Here is a 20,422-nt window from a genome sequence, read left to right on the forward strand (position 1 = left end):
CATCCTCCACTTTGAACAGACGTCATTCTTCAGACTTCGCCAGATTGTGCTGACAATCCGACCAAGCGGGTGTTTGACTGCGATCAGGTATCGGCAGGAAAGAGGTTGTCTAGCATGGCACTAAGGACGCTTTTCCGAGCGCTTGCAGCTTCTGTACGCTAGTAATTCAATTTGCGATAAATTCGTCAGCCCTCAAACAGCAGAATCTAGCTGAGTAAGGTCACAGGTCGTGTCGATATCGGCAAGTTCATTTTCGCCAAGAGGACGGATAAGCTCAAAATCTTCCCAGTCGATACTTCGCGCACCTTGATCACCCGACAGCGATGTTAGTTGAAAGAAAACCGAATGCGGGAATATTGCCGGGCATCCTGCTTTTCCGCCATGATACTGTGTGAAGGCAACGCTCTGTGTTGCGAGAAGCCGACCGATATGTGCGCGTGAGACGAGCGGCATGTCAGCGAGCATCACGAGCACGCGATCACTATCGGTCAGTGCGCGCACTCCTGCAGCGATCGAAGTGCCCATTCCCCGCTCTGCCTGACGATTCTTGACCCGCTTCCATGTCTGGCGGCTTCCAATGGGGGTCTCGGGTCCGATCACAAGAACGCGCTCGGTGAAATCGAAACTCTCTGCGGTTTCGGCAGCCCATACCCACAACGGTCGTCCGCGAAATCTGGCCGTAAGTTTGTTGCCGCCGAACCGGGTTCCCTGGCCGGCCGCAAGCAAAACAACGCCTGTTTTCATCTCAAAAAATGGCACGCATCTGCTCGTAGCGGTCGACGATTTCGGACAAGGCCGACAACGCGAGAGTTCGTGGAGACTTGCACGCTGGCATCAGCCCCACCGGACTGGTCAGTCGCGCGATCTGCTCCTCCGGGACGCCTCGTGCGGCCAACGCCAGGTTCCGGTCGGAGCGCGCCCTGTCTCCGCCCTGCGCTCCTACGTAGAAGGCTTCGCTCGCCAGCGCCTGTTCGAGCAAGGCCAGTTCCCATTCATGGTCGTGGAAGAGCAACAGACACGCCGTCCAAGGATCATATTGTGCATTCCGGGCCGCTTGGCCGATCGAAAGGTCTTTTCTCGTAAACACTTCGACTTCGATTTTCATGGCCGAACAAAGGGAACTGACTGCCTCGAGCTCCGGTCCCTCACCCAAAACGGCGAGTTTCAGCGAAGGCAGGTAGGTTCGGTTCAACAGATGCCTGCCTTCATTGATTGGCAACCGGGCTGGGCGGCGCATTGTCAGCGTCTCAAGTATAGAGCGGCAGGCTGCACGATCCGGTGCGGGATCGAGCAGGATATCAAGCCCGCCTCCGCACGGGAGTCGAAAATCAATATTGGAAGAACCACGTCCATAGCGCCTAACCCGTCGTTCCGTGCTTTGAGCCATGTCGGTTGCGAGCTGGCTTTCCAGACAACTATCGGCAAGATCGCCTACGGTCGATCCGTCCTGCATGACTGCCAGCTGCGCTCCGAGACGCCGTGAAAAACTGCCATCTATTCCGACGATGGTGCAAAGCCCGACATCCGGCTGGCACGCGGCGGCAAGCGCGAGGTGATCCTCGTCGCGCACCGCCTCGATCGCATAATCAGCAAGCATCAATCGGGCATGGCTACGATCACGCGATCCGGTGTCATCGGATAATCGTAAAGCCGCGCCCCGCAGGCGTTATAGATCGCGTTGGCGATAGCTGCCGCGCCGCCGCACATGCCGAGCTCGCCGATGCCCTTGGCCTGGATCGGGCTGGCCGCGCCATCACGTTCCTCGACCAAAACGACATCCAGATCGGGTACGTCGCGGTGGACGGGCACGTGATACTCGGCAAGATCGCAATTAACGAGATGTCCATCCTGCGGATCGAACTCGAGCGCCTCGGTTAGCGCGACGCCGATGCTCCAGGTGATGCCGCCGATGCATTGTGAGCGGGCAGTCTTGGCATTGAGCACCCGCCCGAAGCCGAATGCGCCGAGCATCCGATCGACGCGGGTTTCTCCGGTGTAGTGATTGACGCGCACCTCGGCGAAAAAGGCGCCGAAGCCGGAGGCGGTGTAATCGTCTTCGATATCGCCCGGCTCGTAATGGCCTTCGCGGGCGAGGTCCTTGCCTTCGAGGAGGTCCGTCAGAGATTCACCGGTAGCGGTCTTGCCGTCGTTTAACTCGAGTTTGTCCTCGATCGTTCCGATCTTTGCGGCCAGTTCCTCGCGGATTGCCTTGCACGCGACGTAAACAGCCGAGCCGATCGAGGCTGCGCCCCAGCTGCCACCCGAGCCGGGCCCGCGCGGGTGGCGCGTGTCGCCCAGTTCGACAAGAACCCGCTTCGGATCGAGTCCGAGCATCTCCCCGGCGATCTGTGCGAGGATGGTATAGGTCCCGGTGCCGATATCCGTCATGTCGGTTTCGACGAGGGCCGCCCCATCGGCTTTCAGCGTCACGCGCGCCTTCGCCTCGGAAATGTTGTGCACGCGGGCGGCGCTGGCCATACCCGTGCCGATCCACCACTCGCCCTCTCGCCGCTGGCGCGGTTTGCGCGGACCATTCTCCCAACCAAAAGCCTCGGCACCCTGTTTCAGGCATTCGGCGAGTTTGTGAGAGGAAAACGGCAGACCTTCTTCAGGATCGTCTTCGGGTATGTTGCGCAGACGGAGCTCGACCGGATCGATACCGGCCTTTTCGGCGAGCACATCCATCGCGCCCTCGAGCGCCGGCATGCCTACGGCCTCGCCCGGAGCGCGCACCGATCCCGCTGTCATGCGGTGGATGCGGGCAACCTTGAGCATCAGTTCGCGGTTTTCGCCGCCATACATGAAGTGCGACGATTGCAGCACGGGCTCGGCGAAAGCCTCTCCGGGAAGGTTGGACACTAGCGCCTCGTGACCGAAGCCGATGAGCTTGCCCTCACTATCTGCTGCGAGACGCAGACGTTGCGTGGTTTCGCTCCGGCGCATGACCGTCTGGAAAACCTGCTGTCGCGACTGCACGACGCGAACCGGGCGGCCAACTTGTTTCGCCGCCAGCGCAGCTGCGACCACTTCCTCGCTGATCCCCAGTTTGGAACCGAACCCGCCCCCGACATAGCGGGATATGAGGCGGACATCGTCCTCTTCCATATCGAGCGCATCGGCCAGTTCGGTGATGTTGTAGTTGAGCATCTGCAGCGAAGCATGGACGGTCAGCTTGTCGCCGTCCCACTCGGCGATTGCAGCGTGCGGCTCCATGGCGGCGGACGCGTGGCCCTTGGTGGTGTAGGTGACGTCGATGCTGTGCGCCGCCTCGGCCATGGCATGGGCCAGATCGCCTTGGTGGACCGTCTCGTCCTCCTGCTCCTCCGGTTCGACCGCGCCGGGGTCTAGGGTGGCGCCCTCTTCCACGCGATACTCGACATTGAGGTGCTTGGCAGCGTCGCGCGCCTTTTCGAAGGTTTCGGCCACCACCAGAGCGATCGGCTGGCCCCAGTAGCAAACTTGCGCCGGTCCCTGCATGGGCGCTTCGTTCGCCGTTCCCTGCGCAGCGCGGGTGCAGAGCTTCTCGTCGTCGATGACCGCGATTACGCCAGGCATGGAAAGCACGCTCTCACGATCGATGGACGTGACCTCGCCGCGCGTAATAGTGGCTGTGACCAAGACACCTTCGGCGCAGTTCTCGACCGGATACTCGGCCGCGTAGGGCGCGGTTCCGGTGGCTTTGGCCAGCCCCTCGATGCGCGGCAGGGGCTTGCCCAGCACGCCCTGCTGCATCCCGTCGAGGCGGTTGGAATTGTCGGGTTCGTCTTGTTTGAAATGGACCTTCATGTTGCGTCCTCCGTCGCCTGTGAAAGGACGGCGTGAAGCGTGCGCCGTGTCAGCGGTATCTTGAAGTCGTTCTCGCCAAACCCGCGCGCATCTTCCAGCAGGATCTCGGCTGCCTTGTCGAACAATGCATCCGAAGGAGCCTGGCCCAGCAGACATTCTTCGACACGCGGATCGTGCCATGGCTTATGCGCAACCCCACCGAAGGCGAGGTCGGCGCGCGAAAACTTGCCGTCGGTCAGTTCCAATACGGCGGCGACGGAAACCAGCGCAAAGGCATAGGACGAACGCTCGCGAACCTTGCGGTAGATTTGCGTACCGCCCACTGGCGTCGGAAGGACGATGCCGGTGATGATTTCGCCCGGTTGGAGCACATTCTCGATCCACGGCGTGTCGCCGGGCAAGCAATGGAAGTCGCGTACCGGAACACTGCGCTGGCCCTTGTCGCCGGAAATCTCGACCGTCGCTCCAAGCGCGCTCAGCGCCACTGCCATGTCGCCCGGATAGGTGGCGATGCACTGGTCGCTTGTGCCAAGGATCGCGTGCAGTTTCGCGATCCCGTCGATCGCTCCACAACCGCTGCCGGGCTCGCGCTTGTTACAGGGCTGGTCGATATTGGTGAAATAGAAGCACCGCGTGCGCTGGCACAGGTTGCCGCCGTTGGTGGCCTTGTTACGCAACTGTTGCGTAGCTCCGGCAAGGATCGCGCGTGAGAGCACCGGATAATTGGAACGCACGCGCGGATGGACGGCGGTCTCAGTATTCGTGGCGAGTGCGCCGAGCCGCAGGCCGCCGTCGTCCGTGTCTTCGATATCCGCGAACCCCAGCCGGTTGACGTCGGCTAGCTGGCCCGGCGTTTCCACCTGCAGCTTCATGAGGTCGAGCAGGTTGGTCCCGCCGGCAATAGCAAGCGTATCTTCGCCCGCGGTCAAATTCGAAGCTTCTGCAAGCGAAGGCGCGCGGGTGTATTGAAAAGGCCTCATGACTGGCCTCCCGCTGCGACGTCCTCGATCGCGGCCACGATATTCGCGTAAGCTCCGCAGCGGCACAGGTTTCCGCTCATCCGCTCGCGGATCTCCTCGCCAGTCAGGCGGATCTGGCCGTTCAAATTTTCGCTCGCGTCGCTGGGCCAATCCGCGGCAAGCTCCTCCAGCATGGCAGTGGCCGAACAGATCTGGCCGGGGGTGCAATAACCGCATTGATAACCATCGTGTTCGAGAAACGCGCGCTGCAGGGCCGAAGGCTCCTCGGGTGTGCCGAGGCCCTCGATTGTCGTCACGTCGTCGCCATCGTGCATGGCCGCGAGCGTCAGGCAGCTGTTGATCCGGACGCCGTTGACCAGCACCGTACAAGCGCCGCACTGGCCATGGTCGCAGCCCTTCTTTGTGCCGGTCAGGCCGATGTGCTGGCGCAGGAAGTCGAGAAGACTGACCCGCGGATCGTCTGGAATGGGATAAGCGGTTCCGTTTACGGTAATTGTATCGGCCAAGCGCACCTCCTGTCCCTGTAGAACCATCGCGCGGCCAAAGGTGTCCGAAAATCGATTTTTAGAGGTCCGGAAGGCGCTGGTCTACGAAACCCCACCCATGCAACGCTTTCGATGAAGCACGCCGCAACAGCGTCTCCGCCTGATCGATGGAGAACGGCTTGGCATCGTCCATCCCCTTGAGTTCGTTCCATGTGACAGGAACCGCGACTGGCGCGCCGGATCGTGCACGCGCCGAGTAAGGTAGCACTGCCGTCGCGCCGCGCTGATTGCGCAGCCAGTCGATGAAGATGCGGCCCTTGCGTTTTGCCTTGCTCATGTTCGCGGTGAAGCGGTCGGGTTCGGCAAGGCTCAGCGCTTCGGAGAAACGCCGGGCGAAATCCTTGTGTTCGCCCCAGCTGTCACCCGGCGTGAGCGGCACCACGACATGGACACCCTTTCCTCCCGAAAGCATGGCGAAGCTGGTCAGTCCGAGGTCGGCAAGGCGGTCGTGAATGTCGCGCGCGGCTGTCTTCACTTCGGTAAATCCAAGCCCCTCGTCGGGATCGAGATCGAAGATCATCCGATCGGGCTTCTCGACGTCGTCAGAGCGCGCTCCCCATCCATGAAACTCGATCGTGCCCATCTGGACGCACTGCAGGAGGCCGCGCTGGTCCTCGACATAGAGGTAATCCTCGTGCCCACCATCCTTTTCGCGGATCGGAACGTGGTGAACGGCATCGCCGAAGGCACCGCTGTCATGCTTCTGGAAGAAACACTTCTTCGCCCTCCCTTGTGGACAGCGAACCAGGCTGACGGGGCGCCGCGCGGCGAATGGAAGCATGACCGGTGCGATCGCGGCGTAGTAATCGGCCAGTTCCCCTTTCGTCTGACCGCTGTCTGGAAAAATGACACGGTCGCGGCTGGAGATCGCGACATTCTCTTCCGCGGGCGCAGATGCGGCTTTCTCGGGAACGACCATCTTCGCCGGTTTATCGTCACGCAGGCCGAGGAAGCTGCCGTGGCGTACGTTCCCGTCGGCGGTAAACTCGGCAAAAGCGATCTCCGCCACGAGCTTCGGGGTCACCCAAGTCACGTTGCGCGACGATGCTTTCTCCACCTCCGCAGGCGGGGTCATGCGCTCCAGCCGCTTCAGTTTCGCCGCGAGCTCATCGAGATCGTCGGCAGAAAAACCGGTGCCGACATTGCCCTTATAGACAAGCTCGCCTCCCTCATACTGGGCGAGCAGGAGGGAAGCGAAGGGGCGCCCCTTCGCGCTCGAGGCCTTCCAGCCAATGATCACGAATTCCTGCCTGCGGGTGCACTTCACCTTCACCCAGGCTCTCGACCGGCGGCCGGAATATTTCCCGTCCACGGTTTTGGAGATGATACCTTCCTGTTTCGCATCGCACATCGCCCGGTACAGGGTTTCGCCTGCCCCCAGGACGTGTTCGGCCACATGGATCGGCGCCTCCGCATTCGCGAGCAAGGCCTCAAGCCGTTCCTTGCGCTCGATATTCGGAAGGTCGCTCAAATCGTCTCCCTCCAGTTCCAGCAAGTCGAAAGTGTGCAATGCCAGTTTGTCGGATGGCTGCTGTGATCCGGAACCTCGCTTCAAGACCTTTTGCAGGGTCGAGAAGTCCGGATTGCCTTTGTCGTCATAGGCCACGATTTCGCTGTCGATAAGGGCCGAAGGCAGGTCCAGCGCAGCAATGGCATCGACCAGAGGTCCGAACTTGTCCGTCCAGTCCTTGCCGTTTCGCGTATAGATGCGCACGTCCTTGCCGCGCACTGCCACCAGCGCGCGGTAGCCGTCGAACTTGATCTCGTGCATCCAGCGATTGCCCGTCGGCACATCGTCGACCAGCGTGGCAAGTTGGGGTTTCCGATACTTCGGCAGCGCAGCGGTTTTCGTCTTGCGGGATTTCTTAGTGCCTGCGCTGGGCCGCGCGCCATCCTTCCCGGCTGCGATTTCCGCCATCGAACGACCGGTCGCAACGCTGGTCAATTCGCGTTGCACCAGCGCATCGCCCGCTTCCGCCTGCTCATCCTGCAGCTTACGCAAAAGCCAGTTCTCGCGCTTCTCGCCCGGCTTCTTCTTAAGGCGGATCAGCAGCCACTCACCGCGCATCCGCTCGCCTTGCAAGGTGAAGTGGAGATGCCCTTTTTCGAGGTCCTTCGCGCTCTTGCCCTCGACAGGCGCCCAGCTTCCCCGGTCCCACAGCATGACCGTCCCGCCACCATATTCCCCCTTGGGTATGACGCCTTCGAACTCCGCGTAGGACATGGGATGGTCCTCGGTCCGCACCGCCAGTCGCTTGATGTCCGGATCGGGGGAAGGGCCCTTGGTCACGGCCCAACTTTTCAGCACGCTATCCACTTCAAGCCGCAAGTCCCAATGCAGCCGGGTCGCGTCATGCTTCTGGACGATGAAGAGGTCGCCCGATTTGCTGGTCTTGCGCTTGCCCGCAGGCTCGGGCGTTTGCTTGAAGTCCCGCTTTGCGTTGTACTCGGTCAGAGGACCCTTGCGCGCGGCCATGGATCAGGCGGATTTCTTGCGCTTTGCAGGTTTCTTCGCCTTGTCGCCCTCGACCGATTTCTTGAGAGCGGCCATCAGGTCGATGACGTTGGAACCCGGCGGGGCGTCCGGATTGTCCACATCCTCGATGACCGCTTTTTTACTCTTCGATTTGGCCTTCTTGTCGATCAGCTTCTTCAGCGCTTCGGCATAGCGGTCCTCGAACTCGCCCGCATCGAAGGGCGCGCTCTTCTGCTCGATCAGCGTATTGGCCAGATCGAGCAGCTCCTTCTTCGGCTTGGCGTCGTCGATATCAGCGAAAAAGCTCTGGCCCACGCGCACTTCATCGGCATAGCGAAGCGTCTCAAGGAGCAGCCCGTTGCCGCACGGCTTGATTGCAACCAGCTTTTCCCGCCCGCGCACCGAGAGTTGGCCCAGCGCGACCTTCTTGGCCTTTCGCAACGCCTCACGCAGCACGATGAAGGCTTCTTCGGCAAGCTCGTCCTGCGGGGCGACGTAGTAAGGCTTCTCGAAATAGAGCGGATCGATCTCGCAGGCATCGACGAACTGGACCAGTTCGAGCGTGCGCTTGCTCTCGATCTTGACGGCCTCGATTTCCTCGTCCTCGAGCAGGACATAATTGCCCTTGGATATCTCGTAACCGCGGATGATCTCGTCGCGGTCGATGGGGCCAATACCCGGCACGACCTTTTCGTAGGAGATGCGCTTGCCGCTCGGCTCGTGGATCTGATTGAAGCTGATCCTCGAACCGGATTTGGATGCCGAATAGATTTCGACCGGGATCGAAACCAGGGCCAACCGTATCTGTCCTTGCCAATAAGCTCGTGCAGCCATGTAATTCTCCGTTCACGATTGAACGTGCGAGGACCGCAATATGTTTCGACAATACTGCTTGTCACAGATTTGCGGATAACCCGCATTCATGGCGGACGCCGAAATGCGGTTCGAATTGAACCCTGTCCCCCACCTCGCTTCAGGTCCCCAACCGCAGAATTCCGGCAGCGCGATTTGCATTCCGCGGCCCTTTTCCTATGCTGCCCCCGAACCGCGGGGGCCTCTCCCTACGCATCAGCCGACAGCATGAACGCACGGGCGCCAGGAAAGCGAGCACGATTCCGCACATGAGCAGCACCAACGACGCACCGATCGATCCGCCGCTGGTCGATCTCCCGATCCGGACTGCGAACCGCGGTTTCTACGACGGCTTCAGCAGGGCGGTGACGATCCCCTCCAAGATCATCGTCTCGCTCATCATCATGTGGGCGATCTTCTTCCCGGTCAGCGCGAATGAGACGCTGACGGCGGCCAATTCCACGATCATCCGATCCTTCGCCGGCTGGTACGTCTATCTCGTGGCCTTCCTGATGTTCGCGTGCTTCATTGTAGCGGTCATCCCGCAATCGGGCCGCTTGCGCATCGGAGCGCCGGACGAGAAGCCCGAGTTCGGGCGGTTCTCATGGTTCGCGATGCTGTTCGGTGCGGGCATCGGCATCGGCATGCTGACCTATTCGACAGGCGAGCCGCTGGCGCATTTCGCTAACAATCCCGACATCATCCGCGGCACGATCGAGCCGCTGTCGCAGGAGGCGGTTCGGCCGGCCTATATCTACACCTTCCTGCACTGGGGATTTGCCGCTTGGGGCACCTATGCGCTGGTCGGCTTGGCAATCGGCTATGTCGCCTATCGCCGAGGTTTGCCGCTTACCATTCGCTCGGCTCTTGCGCCGCTGTTCGGGCGCGTCCTGTCCGGCTTCTCCGGCCATCTGGTCGATATCGTCGCGGTGGTGGCGACGATCCTCGGCGTGGCGGTTACCATGGGCCTAGGAGTCGAGCAGTTCATCGCCGGCCTAGCGCGGCTCGGTCTCGGTGACTGGCTGCTGGCAGAAGACGGCACATCGTCGGTGATCGCAATTATTTTAGCGCTTGTACTGCTGGTCGGCGCATCGACGCTCAGCGCGCTTTCTGGCGTGGGGAAGGGCATTAAATGGCTGTCCAATCTCAACATGGGCCTGTCCTTCGCTCTGCTGGCGCTGTTCGCCGTCGTTGGATCGGGCGTGTACGGGGTGGGCCTGCTGGGGACGGCGCTGTGGGACTACTTCGTCACCCTCGTGCCGAATTCGCTGCGGCTCTTTCCCGATGTCGAGGGTGAGACGGCGCAGGCGCTGCTGCAGTGGCAGCTCGACTGGTCGGTGTTTTACTGGGCGTGGTGGATCGCGTTTGCGCCGTTCGTCGGCATGTTCATCGCGCGTATCTCGCGCGGGCGGACGGTGCGCGAGTATGTCTTCGGCGTGGTCCTTGTGCCTTCGCTGATGTGTTTCGTGTGGATGGCCGTCGTCGGTGGTACGGCCATCGACCTGGAGCTGAGCGGCGTCGCAGGCGGGGCGATCGTGGACACCGGCATATCCGACCAGCTTTACGCGACGCTTGCCGTGTTGCTGGACCCGGCTGTCGCCAGCCTGGTATCTGGCCTCGTCGTGATCCTGCTGATGACCTACCTAATCACCTCCGCCGACAGCGCGATCCTGATTGTGAACACGATCAACGGAGCAGGCGAAACCGACGGGGAGCGGCGCCACCATATCCTGTTCTGGGGCGCAGCGTTGGCGTTTGTCGTCGGGAGCATGTTGATCCTCGGCGGGATCGACGCAATCCGCATCACCATGATCATCGGCGCGCTACCGTTCTCCTTCGTGGTGGCTCTGATGGCTGTTGCTATCCTGAAGGCGATCGCATTCGATCTAGTCCGAAAGCACCATGGCGTACCGACAACTGCGGAAGGTTGCGCGGAACTCGCTCGAGGAGAGTAGGAAAGCAGTATCAAGTCGAGCTAGCTTTGAGACATTCGAAGTGAAAAATTTCGATATTTAAGTTTTACTGTTTGACGAGTTTGCAGGGAAAAAGGAAACTCAAAGACAAGCCCACGCCGTATTTGATAACCGGCGCGCGTCATTGAGCATTATTTGACTAGATTTCGGGTGTGTGGACTCTTTGCAACAGGCTGAGTTGCATTCCGCAATTTACCCCCGCACCGGTGGCCTGCGCAATTTTCGATTGCTATCGCCCCCCGTCGCTTTCGTTGATTTTCCGAAAGCGGGAATTTTCTCATGCGATGCGCTTTTCGTCTGCCGCGTCGCTGTATCTGAATGTAGTTAGCTAGGGGCTATCCACCATGAAAAAGTTTGTTAGCGGCGCATCGGCTGGTGCGCTGGCTGTGGCACTTGCAAATCCCGCGATGGCGCAGGACACCGCGCCCGCCGCGCAGGAACGCCGCGGCGGGGTCGACGTGATCGTCGTGACCGCGCAGAAGCGCAGCGAGGATCTGCAGGACGTGCCCGTCTCGGTCCAGGCACTGGGCGAAGAAGGGCTCGAAGAGCTCAACATCGACACGTTCGAAGACTATCTCGACCAGTTGCCGACTGTGACCGCTGGCGGCAGCGGCCCCGGCCAAAGCACGATCTACATTCGCGGTCTCGCATCGACGACGCCGAACCTGACGACGGCCGGCGTCGCCGGCCTCGCGCCCAACGTCGCGCTCTATCTCGACGAGCAGCCGCTGGCGCAGCCCGGCCGCAACCTCGACGTCTACGCCGCCGACCTCGAGCGCATCGAAGTGCTCTCGGGTCCTCAGGGAACGCTGTTCGGCGCGAGCTCGCAGGCAGGCGTCGTTCGCCTCATCACCAACAAGCCCGACCTCGGCGGCTTCGATGCCGGGGCGAGCGCCGGCGTGTCCTTCACCAAGGGCGGCGAGACCAGCTACAAGGCGGAAGCCATGCTGAACGTGCCGGTCACCGACTCCTTCGGCCTGCGCGGCGTCTTCTATCTCGACGACCAGGGCGGATATATCGACAATGTGCAGGGCACGCAGAACTTGCGCGACAGCGCGCGCTTCCGCCCGGCCGGCACCGTCCGCTCCAACGGCGTCCCGGTCAGCCCGCTGCGCGCCGGTTTCCAGTCCACCGCCGACCTGAGCGATGTCACCTTCCTCGATGCCGACAATGCCGGCCTGGTCGAGGAAGATTTCAACGACACGCAGTATTCCGGCTTCCGCGCCACTGCGTTGTGGGAAATCACGCCCGATTGGCGCGTGACGGTCGCTCATTCGCGCCAGAGCATCGAGAGCGACGGCGTGTTCTTCGCCGATCCCGAACTCGGCGGTTTGGATGATCTCGAAATCCAGCGGTACGAGGAAGACCGCCTCGAGGACGATTTTTCGAACACCAGCTGGACGGTCGAAGGCCGCCTTGCGATGCTCGATATCGTCTACACGGGCGCTTATACCGACCGCGAGACGGAGCAGCGGGTCGACTACACCGACTATCTTTTCGTCGGTCAGTACCTGCCGTATTACATCTGTGACGGCTCGGTGAGCTATCCCGGTTCGGCGGACCCTAGCGGCACTTGTCAGGCGCCAAATCTTTATGTGACGTCGGACAGCGAAACGACCGTCTTCACGCAGGAACTGCGCTTCAGCACGCCGGCTGAGAACCGCTGGCGGGTTACCGCGGGCGGTTTTTATTCCGACCTCGAGCTGAAGGAACGAAACGACTTCAACTATCCTGGGAACGTTGCGGCACAGCCCTTTGGCCCGTTTGCGCCGAACTTCCCGCAGGAAGGATATACCAGTCAGCCGGGCCCGTTCCCTGCTTCGACGATTTTCCGCAACGACATTCGCCGCACGGACGAGCAGTTCGGAATCTTCGGCGAAGCGGCGTTCGACATCGTGCCCGACTTGCTAACAGTCACGCTGGGCGCGCGCTATTACGACATCGAGGTCGATTTCGAAGGCAGCGCCAACGGCAGCTTCTGCAATAGCGGCGCAGCCGAGGATGCCAATGCCTTCGGAACGGACCTCAACGATCTTTACGACGGCGACGGTAGCTACACCTTCATCGGCTCGTGCAACGCGGACCTGCGCCAGACCTTCACGCTGGACGACAGCCTGCAGGATATTCAGGACGCCGGTCTGAGCGCATCTCAGGCGCAGCAGGTCTTCAATGCGGTTCGCGCGCCGGACACCGCCTCGACCGATGGCTTCATTTACAAGGGCACGCTGACGCTGACCCCGACCGAAGATCTGTTGTTCTACGCCACCTATTCGGAAGGCTTCCGCCCCGGATTGCTCAACCGTCCGGGCGGCGCGACCAACGGCGCGGGCTTCACCGTCCCGTTCGAGCTCGAGACCGACGAGGTCAAGAACTACGAACTCGGCTGGAAGATGGACCTGCTCGATGGGCAGTTCCGCTTCAACGGCAGCGCCTTCTATGTCGATATCAGCCGGTTGCAGACGACGATTTTCGATCCGTCGATCACGAACCTGTTCTTCTCGGCCAATGCGGCGGACGCGGAAATCAAGGGGCTGGAGGCGGACTTCACCGTCGCGCCGTACTCGGCTCCGGGTCTGACGGTCGCGGGTGCATTCTCGATCCTCGACACCGAGATCACCGACGTGCTGATCCCGACCGACGATGTGGTCGAGGGATCCGATCTGGCGTTCGCTCCGCCCTTCCAGGGCAATATCCGCGTTCGCTACGAATGGGACCTCAACGATACGCTGGGCGCCTATATCCAGCCGCAGGTCACGCATTCGGCCTCGAAGTTCACCGATGTGATCGAGATCAACAAATTGAGGCTCGACGGCTACACGCTGTTTGATCTGGCCGCGGGCATCACTTCGGCCAACTGGAAGTTCGAGCTTTTCGGCGAGAACCTGTTCGACGAGCGTGCGCAAATCTCGGGCAATTACGTCAACGACCGTGCGCGGATCGCCACCAACCGTCCGCTGACGGTCGGCCTCAGGGTCTCCTACGACTACTGATCGATCGCGAACACGAAATCAGGGCGGCGGGGGTGAAGCAAGGCTTCGCCTCCGCCGTTCGCTTTGGTAGGGGCGAGGGATGGCGTCACGGGAAGAGCAACTGGGTTCAGCGCAAAAGGCATTGCAAGCGGGAGACTTCGCGCGTGGTCTCCAGATTGCCGAAGCCTTGCTAGAAGCCGATCCTGGCGACGCCGAAGCACTTTATATCGCCGCAGTAGCCGCGCGGTATCTCGAACGGTTCGAGCAGGCCGACGAGCACCTTTCGCGCCTTCACGCCGCCATGCCCGAATACGGACGTGCGTGGCAGGAGGCGGGCCATCTGGCACGCGCGCAAGGTGATACGGATCGTGCCATCGCGGCCTATGCCAGAGCCACTCGCTTCAACCCCGCGCTGGATGCCAGCTGGCGTGCGTTGGCGGAGATCGAGGCGGCGCGTGGCAACGGCGCGGAGGCGCAAGCGGCGCAGGCGCAAGCTCGCAGAATTGCGGCGCTGCCGCGCGAACTCGTCGCGGTCACCCATCACCTGCACGAAGGGCGTATCCTTCGCGCCGAGGAGATTTGCCGACACTTCCTGCGCGCCAATCCGCGCAATGTCGAAGGCATGCGCCTGCTCGCCCAGATCGGCATCAAGCTCGGTATACTCGACGATGCGGAGTTCCTGCTGGAAAGCGCGCGGGCCTTCGAGTCGGAGAATGTGCAGGTCCAGCTCGACTATATCGATGCGCTGCGGCGGCGGCAGAAGTTCGACCGTGCGCGCGAGGAGGCGGAAGCACTGCATGCGCGCGACCCGGACAACCCGCTGTTCCAGTCGCATCTGGCGATCGAGAGCATGCAGACAGGCGATTACGACCGCGCATTCGAACTGTTCGATGCGATTCTCGATCGGCTCCCCGGAGATGTCGCAACGCTGACAAGCAAGGGACACGCGCTGAAGACGACCGGCGCGCAGGAGGAGGCGCTTGCGAGCTACCGCGCTGCCGTCGCTGCGAAGCCCGATCACGGCGATGCATGGTATGCGCTGGCGAATCTCAAGACCTACAGCTTCACCGACGATGAAATTGCCGTGATGCGCGAGCAGGCCGCGCGAGAAGATCTGGTTTTCATGGATCGCGTGCACCTGAGCTTCGCGCTCGGCAAGGCTCTTGAGGACCGCAAGGAGTACGGCGATAGCTTCGGCTTCTACGAAACTGGCAATGCGCTGAAGCGCGCCCAGACTCGCTACAGCGCAGATGCCATGTCGCAGGAATTTGCCCTGCAGAAAGAGGTCTGCACCCGAGATTTATTCGCCAAGCATGAGGGCGCAGGCGATCCGTCACCCGACCCGATCTTCATTCTAGGCCTGCCGCGTGCCGGATCGACGTTGCTCGAACAAATTCTTGCCAGCCACAGCCAAGTGGACGGCACGCTGGAACTGCCGAACATCCTTGCGCTTGCTCACCGCCTGCGTGGCCGCAAGGCAGGCCAGTCGCGCTACCCCGAAGTGCTGCATGAACTATCCGATGAGCAGCTGTCGAAGTTCGGCCGGCAATTCATTGAGGATACGCGCGTCCACCGGCAGGGCGCGCCCTTCTTTATCGACAAGATGCCGAACAACTTCCGGCACATCGGGCTGATCCACCTGATCCTGCCGAACGCGAAGATCATCGACGCGCGCCGCGATCCGATGGATTGCTGTTTCTCCGGCTTCAAGCAGCTCTTCGCAGAGGGGCAGGAGTTTACCTATGGGCTCACCGAAGTGGGCCGCTATTATGCAAACTACGTCGACCTGATGGACCACTGGGATGCCGTTCTTCCGGGTAAGGTTCTACGGGTCCAGCATGAGGATGTCCTCGACGATCTGGAAGGGCAGGTCCGACGCATGCTCGATCACTGCGGGCTCGAGTTCGAAGAGGCCTGCCTGGACTTTCACAAGACCGACCGTGCCGTGAGAACCGCGAGCAGTGAGCAGGTGCGTCAGCCGATCAACCGCAAGGGGCAGGGCGCGTGGAAGCCGTACGAGCCGTGGCTCGGTGACCTGAAGGACGCGCTCGGTCCGCTCGCGACCTAGCTCATTCGCGCGCCGTCGGGCACGGAGTCGCCCGGCGCCGCGAGGACGATCCGTCCCTCGGCATCGGGGAAGCCCAGCACCAGCACTTCGGACATGAACGGCCCGATCTGGCGCGGCGGGAAATTGACGACCGCCATGACCTTGTGACCGGGCAGCTGAGCCGGATCATAGAGGTCGGCGATTTGCGCGGAGGTCTTGCGCTCACCGATTTCTGCGCCGAAATCGATCCACAGCTTGATCGCGGGTATGCGTGCTTCGGGAAACGGTTCGGCGCGGACCACAGTCCCGCTGCGAATATCGACCTTGAGGAAGTCGGCGATGTCGATCTGGTCCATGAACGCAGGGTATGAAGGCAATTGGCGCTTGTCCATTGGCTCCGCCGACAAAGATTGCGTGGCAAAATCGCGGTGCTAAGGGCGCGCGAATGATAGCGTCCGCCATCTCCGTCCGCACGATCCTCGCGGCGATCTTCATCCTCATGGCGGGAAGCGGATTCCTGTCGACCTTGATCGCCATCCGTCTGGAACAGGGCGGGGCGAGTTCTCTGCTCATCGGTCTTAACGCGACAGCTTATTTCGCCGGGTTGACGGTGGGTTCGCTCAGGGTCGCGGCCCTGATTTCCCGTATCGGTCACATTCGAGCATTCGCTGCATTTGTAACGGTTTTCTCCGCGAGCAGCCTCGCCTATGCAATACTCGATCTGCCAGTACTCTGGATAGGTCTGCGTCTCATCGACGGGTTTGCGATGGCGGGCGTTTTCGTCTGTCTCGAAAGCTGGCTCAATCAGCAGGCGCAGCCGCACAATCGCAGCAGTATCCTCGCAGCTTACATGATCGCTCTTTACCTGGGGCAAGCGGTCGGACAGTTCCTGCTGAACACCGCAGAGATTTCGCCCGACTTGCCTTTCATGCTGTCTGCGATCCTACTTTCGATCGCATTGCTCCCCGTCCTGCTCACCAAGATGGAGCAGCCGCGGATCGAACGGGTGGAATCCTTCTCCATCAAGCGCCTTTTTTCAGCTTCTCCGCTGGGGATGGTCGGCACATTGGTCACGGGGGCCATACTCGGGGCCTTCTACGCGCTGGGCGCCGTCTATGTGCAAAGGACGGGTCTGGGCTTATCGCAAGTCGCGTTGTTTACCTCGATGGTCATCGCGGGCGGCGTGGCCCTGCAATATCCGCTTGGCCAGCTCTCCGACCGCTTCGATCGGCGACGCGTGATCATTGCTTGTCTGGCAGCAGTGGCGGCGATCTGCGCAGTCTTGGCGTTCGCCCCGTTGCCCGCCTTCGGGATCATTGCGACCGGCGCGCTTTTCGGGGGATTTGCTTTCGCGCTTTATCCGCTGTGCGTCGCCCATTCGAACGACCATCTGGGCGAAGACGAGCGGGTGGGGGCGAGCGGAGGCTTGGTTCTGACATATTCGGCGGGTGCCATGACCGGGCCGATCGTCGGCTCAACCGGAATGAGCATCATGGGGCCATCCGGCCTGTTCGTCGTGATCGGAGTGCTCGCCTTGATCGGTGCCCTTTACGGCTTCTGGCGCATGGCACGCAGCGCACCGGTGCCTTCCGCCGAGCAGCAGGCCTTCCAGAGCCTTCCGCGCACCACGCCGATGGCGGCGGTGCTCGAGGCCGAAGACGAGTAGCTTCAGCCCAAAACAAGTCGGGTGGCTTGCCCAAGGCCACCGCTCGGCTTAATCCCACGCGCCATGACACAAGAGACATCGATGACCGGTCGCCCCGTCATTTCCGCCACCGGCCTGTTCACGCCCGAACAGAGCATCAGCAACGACGAGCTGGTTGCTAGCTTCAACGCCTTCGTCGAGCGGTTCAACGCGCAGAACGCCGATGCGATTGCTGCGGGCGAGGTCGAAGCGCTGCACCCGAGTTCGGTCGAATTCATCGAGAAGGCGAGCGGGATCAAGGCGCGCCACGTCTTGTCGAAAGAGCCGATCCTCGATCCTGCGATCATGGAGCCTCGCCTGGAAGAGCGCGGCAATGATGAACTCTCGCAGATGGCCGAGATCGGAGTGGCCGCGTGCCGCCAGGCGCTCGAACGCGCGGGCAGGGACGCGAAAGATGTCGATGCCGTGTTGTGCGCAGCATCGAACATGGAGCGGCCCTATCCGGCCATGGCGATCGAAATCCAGCAGGCGCTGGGGATCGACGGCTTCGGGTTCGACATGAATGTTGCGTGCTCCTCGGCCACCTTCGGAATACAGACCGCGGCAGATTACATCCGGGCCGGCAATGCGAAGAGCGTGCTCGTCGTCAGTCCGGAAATTACCAGCGGCCATCTGAATTGGCGCGACCGCGACAGCCACTTCATCTTCGGAGATGTGGCGACAGCCGTGCTGGTCGAGGAGGAGGCAATCGCTCCTGCTGAGCATTGGGATATTCTCGGCACCAAGCTAAAGACGGTCTTCTCCAACAACATCCGCAACAATTTCGGCTTCCTCAACCGGGCTTCGCCCGATGGCGTGGGCAAGGCGGACAAGCTTTTCGTCCAAGAGGGCCGCAAGGTGTTCAAGGAAGTGGTACCGATGGTAGCCGAAATGATCGTGAGCGAGGCGGACCGGCTCGGCATCGATCCGCAGGGCCTGCGGCGCCTTTGGCTGCACCAGGCAAACGCTGGGATGAACCGGCTGATAGCTCATCGCGTGCTCGGCCACGAAGCCGACGCCGACGAGAGCCCGACCGTGCTCGATACCTACGGCAACACCTCGAGCGCCGGGTCGATCATCGCGTTCCACCTCCACAGCGACGATCTCGCGGGCGGCGACACCGGCCTGATCTGCAGCTTCGGAGCGGGGTACTCTGCGGGAACCGTGTTCGTGCGTAAGGCCGCATGACGCCTTGTGACGCCGCTATGCGGCGCGTAGGCTTATCCGATGGCAGGTGACCTCCTCGACAATCAGGGCCGCGGCGATGTCCGTTGGTCGCTGCCGCCGATCCATCCCGAGGGTCGCAAATACGGCCTGATCGCTTTGGCGGTAAGCCTGTTCTTCCTAATCGGTCTCGACTGGGAGATCGTCGGTTGGCCGCTACTTGCCCTTAGCGCAGGTATATTCGCCTTCTTCCGGGATCCCGAACGCGTCGTCCCCCAAGACGATTCCGCAATTCTCTCACCAGCCGACGGTCAGGTGACCATGATCGCCGAAGTCGAGCCGCCGCGCGAACTGGTCATCGACGATGGCAGCGGTATCGGCGGACTGTCATCGGATACGGTGACGCGCGTGTCGATCTTCCTGTCGGTGTTCGACGTCCATATCAACCGCACGCCGATCGCTGGTACCGTGCAACGCGTCGTCTATATCCCCGGGAGTTTCGCCGATGCCGGTCTCGACAAGGCAAGCGAAGAAAACGAACGACAGCATATCCTTGTCGAGCGGAGCGACGGCACTAAGGTCGGCTTCACCCAGATCGCCGGGCTTGTGGCGCGGCGGATCGTGCCGTTCGTAAAACCCGGCGATACGCTTGGAGCCGGGCAGAGGGTCGGACTCATTCGTTTCGGCAGCCGGGTCGATGTCTATCTGCCTGCGGGGACCGGATCGGACGTGCTGCTCGGTCAACGCGTCGTTGCGGGCGAAACGGTTATTGGGCGTGTTGGCGCGCGCAAACTTCTGGAAGGTGTGTCGCAATGAATTTCGAACCTCGCAACGGGACCGACCAGCATGAGGAACGCGCCCGGTTGGGGCCGAAGGCAGCCGAGGACGAAAAGCCCGTGCTCGGTTCGTCGGGCCGGGGCCTTTCGCTCCGGGCAATGGCACCCAACGCGATCACCGCAGCGGCGCTCTGCTCGGGCCTGACGGGCATACGTTTTGCGATTTCCGAGCAATGGGCGGCTGCCGCCGTGGCCATCATCATCGCAGGCATTCTCGACGGGATGGACGGGCGGATCGCCCGCCTGCTGAAAGCGCAATCGCGTTTTGGAGCGGAGCTGGACAGCCTCGCCGACTCGCTTAGTTTCGGCACGGCCCCCGCGATCATCCTTTACCTCTGGTCGCTACAAGGCGAGCCGCGCTGGGGTTGGTTCGCCGCACTCGCGCTGGCAATTTGCTGCGCGCTCCGGCTCGCACGCTTCAACGCTCAGATCGATACCGAAGACCAACCGCATAAATCGCTCGGTTTCCTGACTGGTGTTCCCGCGCCCATGGGGGCAGGGCTCGCCTTCATGCCGTTCTTCGTGTGGTCGGCGACCGGGGTCGACTTCTTTCGCGAACCGGCCTTCGTCGCGCCTTGGCTGTTGGCAACCGCTCTACTGATGATTTCGAGCATGGCAACGCCGAGCTGGACCTCGCTGCGTCCGCGTCGCGGCATCCGGTTGTGGGTACTGGCCTTCGTCGGCCTGCTGTTCGCTGCGCTACTCGTCGAGCCGTGGTGGACCCTGAGCGCTATCGGGATAGGTTACCTCGCTCTGCTACCCTTCACGCTGTTGCGGTATTCGCGCATCAAGCGGCGCGCGTAGCCGGGCGAACAACCACGTCCGGCCGCGAGGGCGAGCGACCGAAAGCCGCACCGCCTTGAGCGATGCCCGCGCGAAATGCGGGGAGCTCGGCGATGACTGACGTTCGCTTCGTTTCGCGCCGCAACTGGCCGAAAGCAGACCACCAGCGCAGTCCGCAATCGGCGAGCACGCCCAATGCGGCGACAGCCGTGAGAGCGACGAGTGCGACAAGGAACCATGCGAACATCTTTAATTCTCCTGCCCCTTGCTGTTCAAATCATGGTTGACAGGCCGGGGATAACTAGTGGAAAATCCTGATTGCCCGTT

16 protein-coding genes are annotated in these 20,422 nt (G+C 61.6%); 7 read left to right on the forward strand and 9 right to left on the reverse strand.

Annotated elements, in window-relative coordinates:
* Nucleotides 1-192: 192 nt before the first annotated feature.
* Genes Q9K02_RS06850 through ku form a run of 7 tightly spaced genes read right to left on the reverse strand, consistent with a single transcriptional unit; the run spans nucleotide 193 to nucleotide 8,621 of the window.
* Nucleotides 193-759, reverse strand: coding sequence for a nucleotidyltransferase family protein (locus Q9K02_RS06850; RefSeq protein ID WP_305932218.1), 567 nt, complete (start codon nucleotides 757-759; stop codon nucleotides 193-195).
* On the reverse strand, nucleotides 746-1,597 hold the full coding sequence (locus tag Q9K02_RS06855; RefSeq protein ID WP_305933468.1) for an XdhC family protein: 852 nt from the start codon (nucleotides 1,595-1,597) through the stop codon (nucleotides 746-748). The genes Q9K02_RS06850 and Q9K02_RS06855 overlap by 14 nt, the downstream gene beginning before the upstream one ends.
* Nucleotides 1,597-3,786, reverse strand: a complete 2,190-nt coding sequence (locus Q9K02_RS06860) for a xanthine dehydrogenase family protein molybdopterin-binding subunit (protein ID WP_305932219.1) — start codon at nucleotides 3,784-3,786, stop codon at nucleotides 1,597-1,599. The genes Q9K02_RS06855 and Q9K02_RS06860 overlap by 1 nt, the downstream gene beginning before the upstream one ends.
* Nucleotides 3,783-4,766 carry an FAD binding domain-containing protein gene (locus Q9K02_RS06865; RefSeq protein WP_305932220.1) on the reverse strand — a complete coding sequence of 328 codons (984 nt, stop codon included), beginning with the start codon at nucleotides 4,764-4,766 and terminating at the stop codon, nucleotides 3,783-3,785. Before Q9K02_RS06865 ends, Q9K02_RS06860 begins: the two co-directional genes overlap by 4 nt.
* The gene (locus tag Q9K02_RS06870) at nucleotides 4,763-5,272 is read right to left on the reverse strand and encodes a 2Fe-2S iron-sulfur cluster-binding protein (RefSeq protein WP_422785416.1); all 510 of its coding nucleotides are present in this window, start codon (nucleotides 5,270-5,272) and stop codon (nucleotides 4,763-4,765) included. Before Q9K02_RS06870 ends, Q9K02_RS06865 begins: the two co-directional genes overlap by 4 nt.
* Before the next feature lie 58 nt (nucleotides 5,273-5,330).
* Nucleotides 5,331-7,787, reverse strand: a complete 2,457-nt coding sequence (ligD, locus tag Q9K02_RS06875; RefSeq protein ID WP_305932222.1) for a DNA ligase D — start codon at nucleotides 7,785-7,787, stop codon at nucleotides 5,331-5,333.
* A gap of 3 nt (nucleotides 7,788-7,790) precedes the next feature.
* Complete coding sequence (gene ku, locus Q9K02_RS06880; RefSeq protein WP_305932223.1) at nucleotides 7,791-8,621, reverse strand: non-homologous end joining protein Ku; 831 nt, start codon at nucleotides 8,619-8,621, stop codon at nucleotides 7,791-7,793.
* A 287-nt stretch (nucleotides 8,622-8,908) separates the two neighbouring features.
* On the opposite strand from ku, the gene Q9K02_RS06885 reads away from it, so the two are divergent.
* The 3 genes from Q9K02_RS06885 to Q9K02_RS06895 all read left to right on the forward strand — a co-directional run bounded on the left by Q9K02_RS06885 (nucleotide 8,909) and on the right by Q9K02_RS06895 (nucleotide 15,649).
* Complete coding sequence (locus tag Q9K02_RS06885) at nucleotides 8,909-10,594, forward strand: BCCT family transporter (RefSeq protein WP_305932224.1); 1,686 nt, start codon at nucleotides 8,909-8,911, stop codon at nucleotides 10,592-10,594.
* A 362-nt stretch (nucleotides 10,595-10,956) separates the two neighbouring features.
* Nucleotides 10,957-13,602 (forward strand): TonB-dependent receptor, encoded by a 2,646-nt coding sequence (locus Q9K02_RS06890; protein WP_305932225.1) that lies wholly within the window; start codon nucleotides 10,957-10,959, stop codon nucleotides 13,600-13,602.
* A gap of 79 nt (nucleotides 13,603-13,681) precedes the next feature.
* A complete protein-coding gene (locus Q9K02_RS06895; protein ID WP_305932226.1) occupies nucleotides 13,682-15,649 on the forward strand; it encodes a tetratricopeptide repeat-containing sulfotransferase family protein in 1,968 nt (655 codons plus the stop codon).
* Here the strand turns inward: Q9K02_RS06895 and Q9K02_RS06900 are convergent.
* A complete protein-coding gene (locus Q9K02_RS06900; protein WP_305932227.1) occupies nucleotides 15,646-15,984 on the reverse strand; it encodes a tRNA-binding protein in 339 nt (112 codons plus the stop codon). The two genes, Q9K02_RS06895 and Q9K02_RS06900, sit on opposite strands and share 4 nt — an antisense overlap.
* A gap of 89 nt (nucleotides 15,985-16,073) precedes the next feature.
* Here Q9K02_RS06900 and Q9K02_RS06905 point away from each other — a divergent pair, with 89 nt between their 5' ends.
* The 4 genes from Q9K02_RS06905 (at nucleotide 16,074) to Q9K02_RS06920 (ending at nucleotide 20,116) form a co-directional block, all read left to right on the forward strand.
* Nucleotides 16,074-17,294, forward strand: a complete 1,221-nt coding sequence (locus Q9K02_RS06905) for an MFS transporter (protein WP_305932228.1) — start codon at nucleotides 16,074-16,076, stop codon at nucleotides 17,292-17,294.
* Between the two features lie 63 nt (nucleotides 17,295-17,357).
* Nucleotides 17,358-18,500 carry a beta-ketoacyl-ACP synthase III gene (locus Q9K02_RS06910; RefSeq protein ID WP_305932229.1) on the forward strand — a complete coding sequence of 381 codons (1,143 nt, stop codon included), beginning with the start codon at nucleotides 17,358-17,360 and terminating at the stop codon, nucleotides 18,498-18,500.
* Nucleotides 18,501-18,539: 39 nt separating this feature from the next.
* The gene (locus Q9K02_RS06915; RefSeq protein WP_305932230.1) at nucleotides 18,540-19,292 is read left to right on the forward strand and encodes a phosphatidylserine decarboxylase; all 753 of its coding nucleotides are present in this window, start codon (nucleotides 18,540-18,542) and stop codon (nucleotides 19,290-19,292) included.
* Nucleotides 19,289-20,116 (forward strand): CDP-alcohol phosphatidyltransferase family protein, encoded by an 828-nt coding sequence (locus Q9K02_RS06920; RefSeq protein WP_305932231.1) that lies wholly within the window; start codon nucleotides 19,289-19,291, stop codon nucleotides 20,114-20,116. The genes Q9K02_RS06915 and Q9K02_RS06920 overlap by 4 nt, the downstream gene beginning before the upstream one ends.
* On the opposite strand, the gene Q9K02_RS06925 is transcribed toward Q9K02_RS06920, so the two are convergent.
* Nucleotides 20,100-20,342: a hypothetical protein gene (locus tag Q9K02_RS06925; RefSeq protein WP_305932232.1), complete on the reverse strand. Its 243-nt coding sequence runs from the start codon at nucleotides 20,340-20,342 to the stop codon at nucleotides 20,100-20,102. The two genes, Q9K02_RS06920 and Q9K02_RS06925, sit on opposite strands and share 17 nt — an antisense overlap.
* Nucleotides 20,343-20,422 lie beyond the last annotated feature (80 nt).

It is taken from the genome of Qipengyuania profundimaris (assembly GCF_030717945.1).
In the GTDB taxonomy this organism is placed as follows: Bacteria; Pseudomonadota; Alphaproteobacteria; order Sphingomonadales; family Sphingomonadaceae; genus Qipengyuania; species Qipengyuania profundimaris.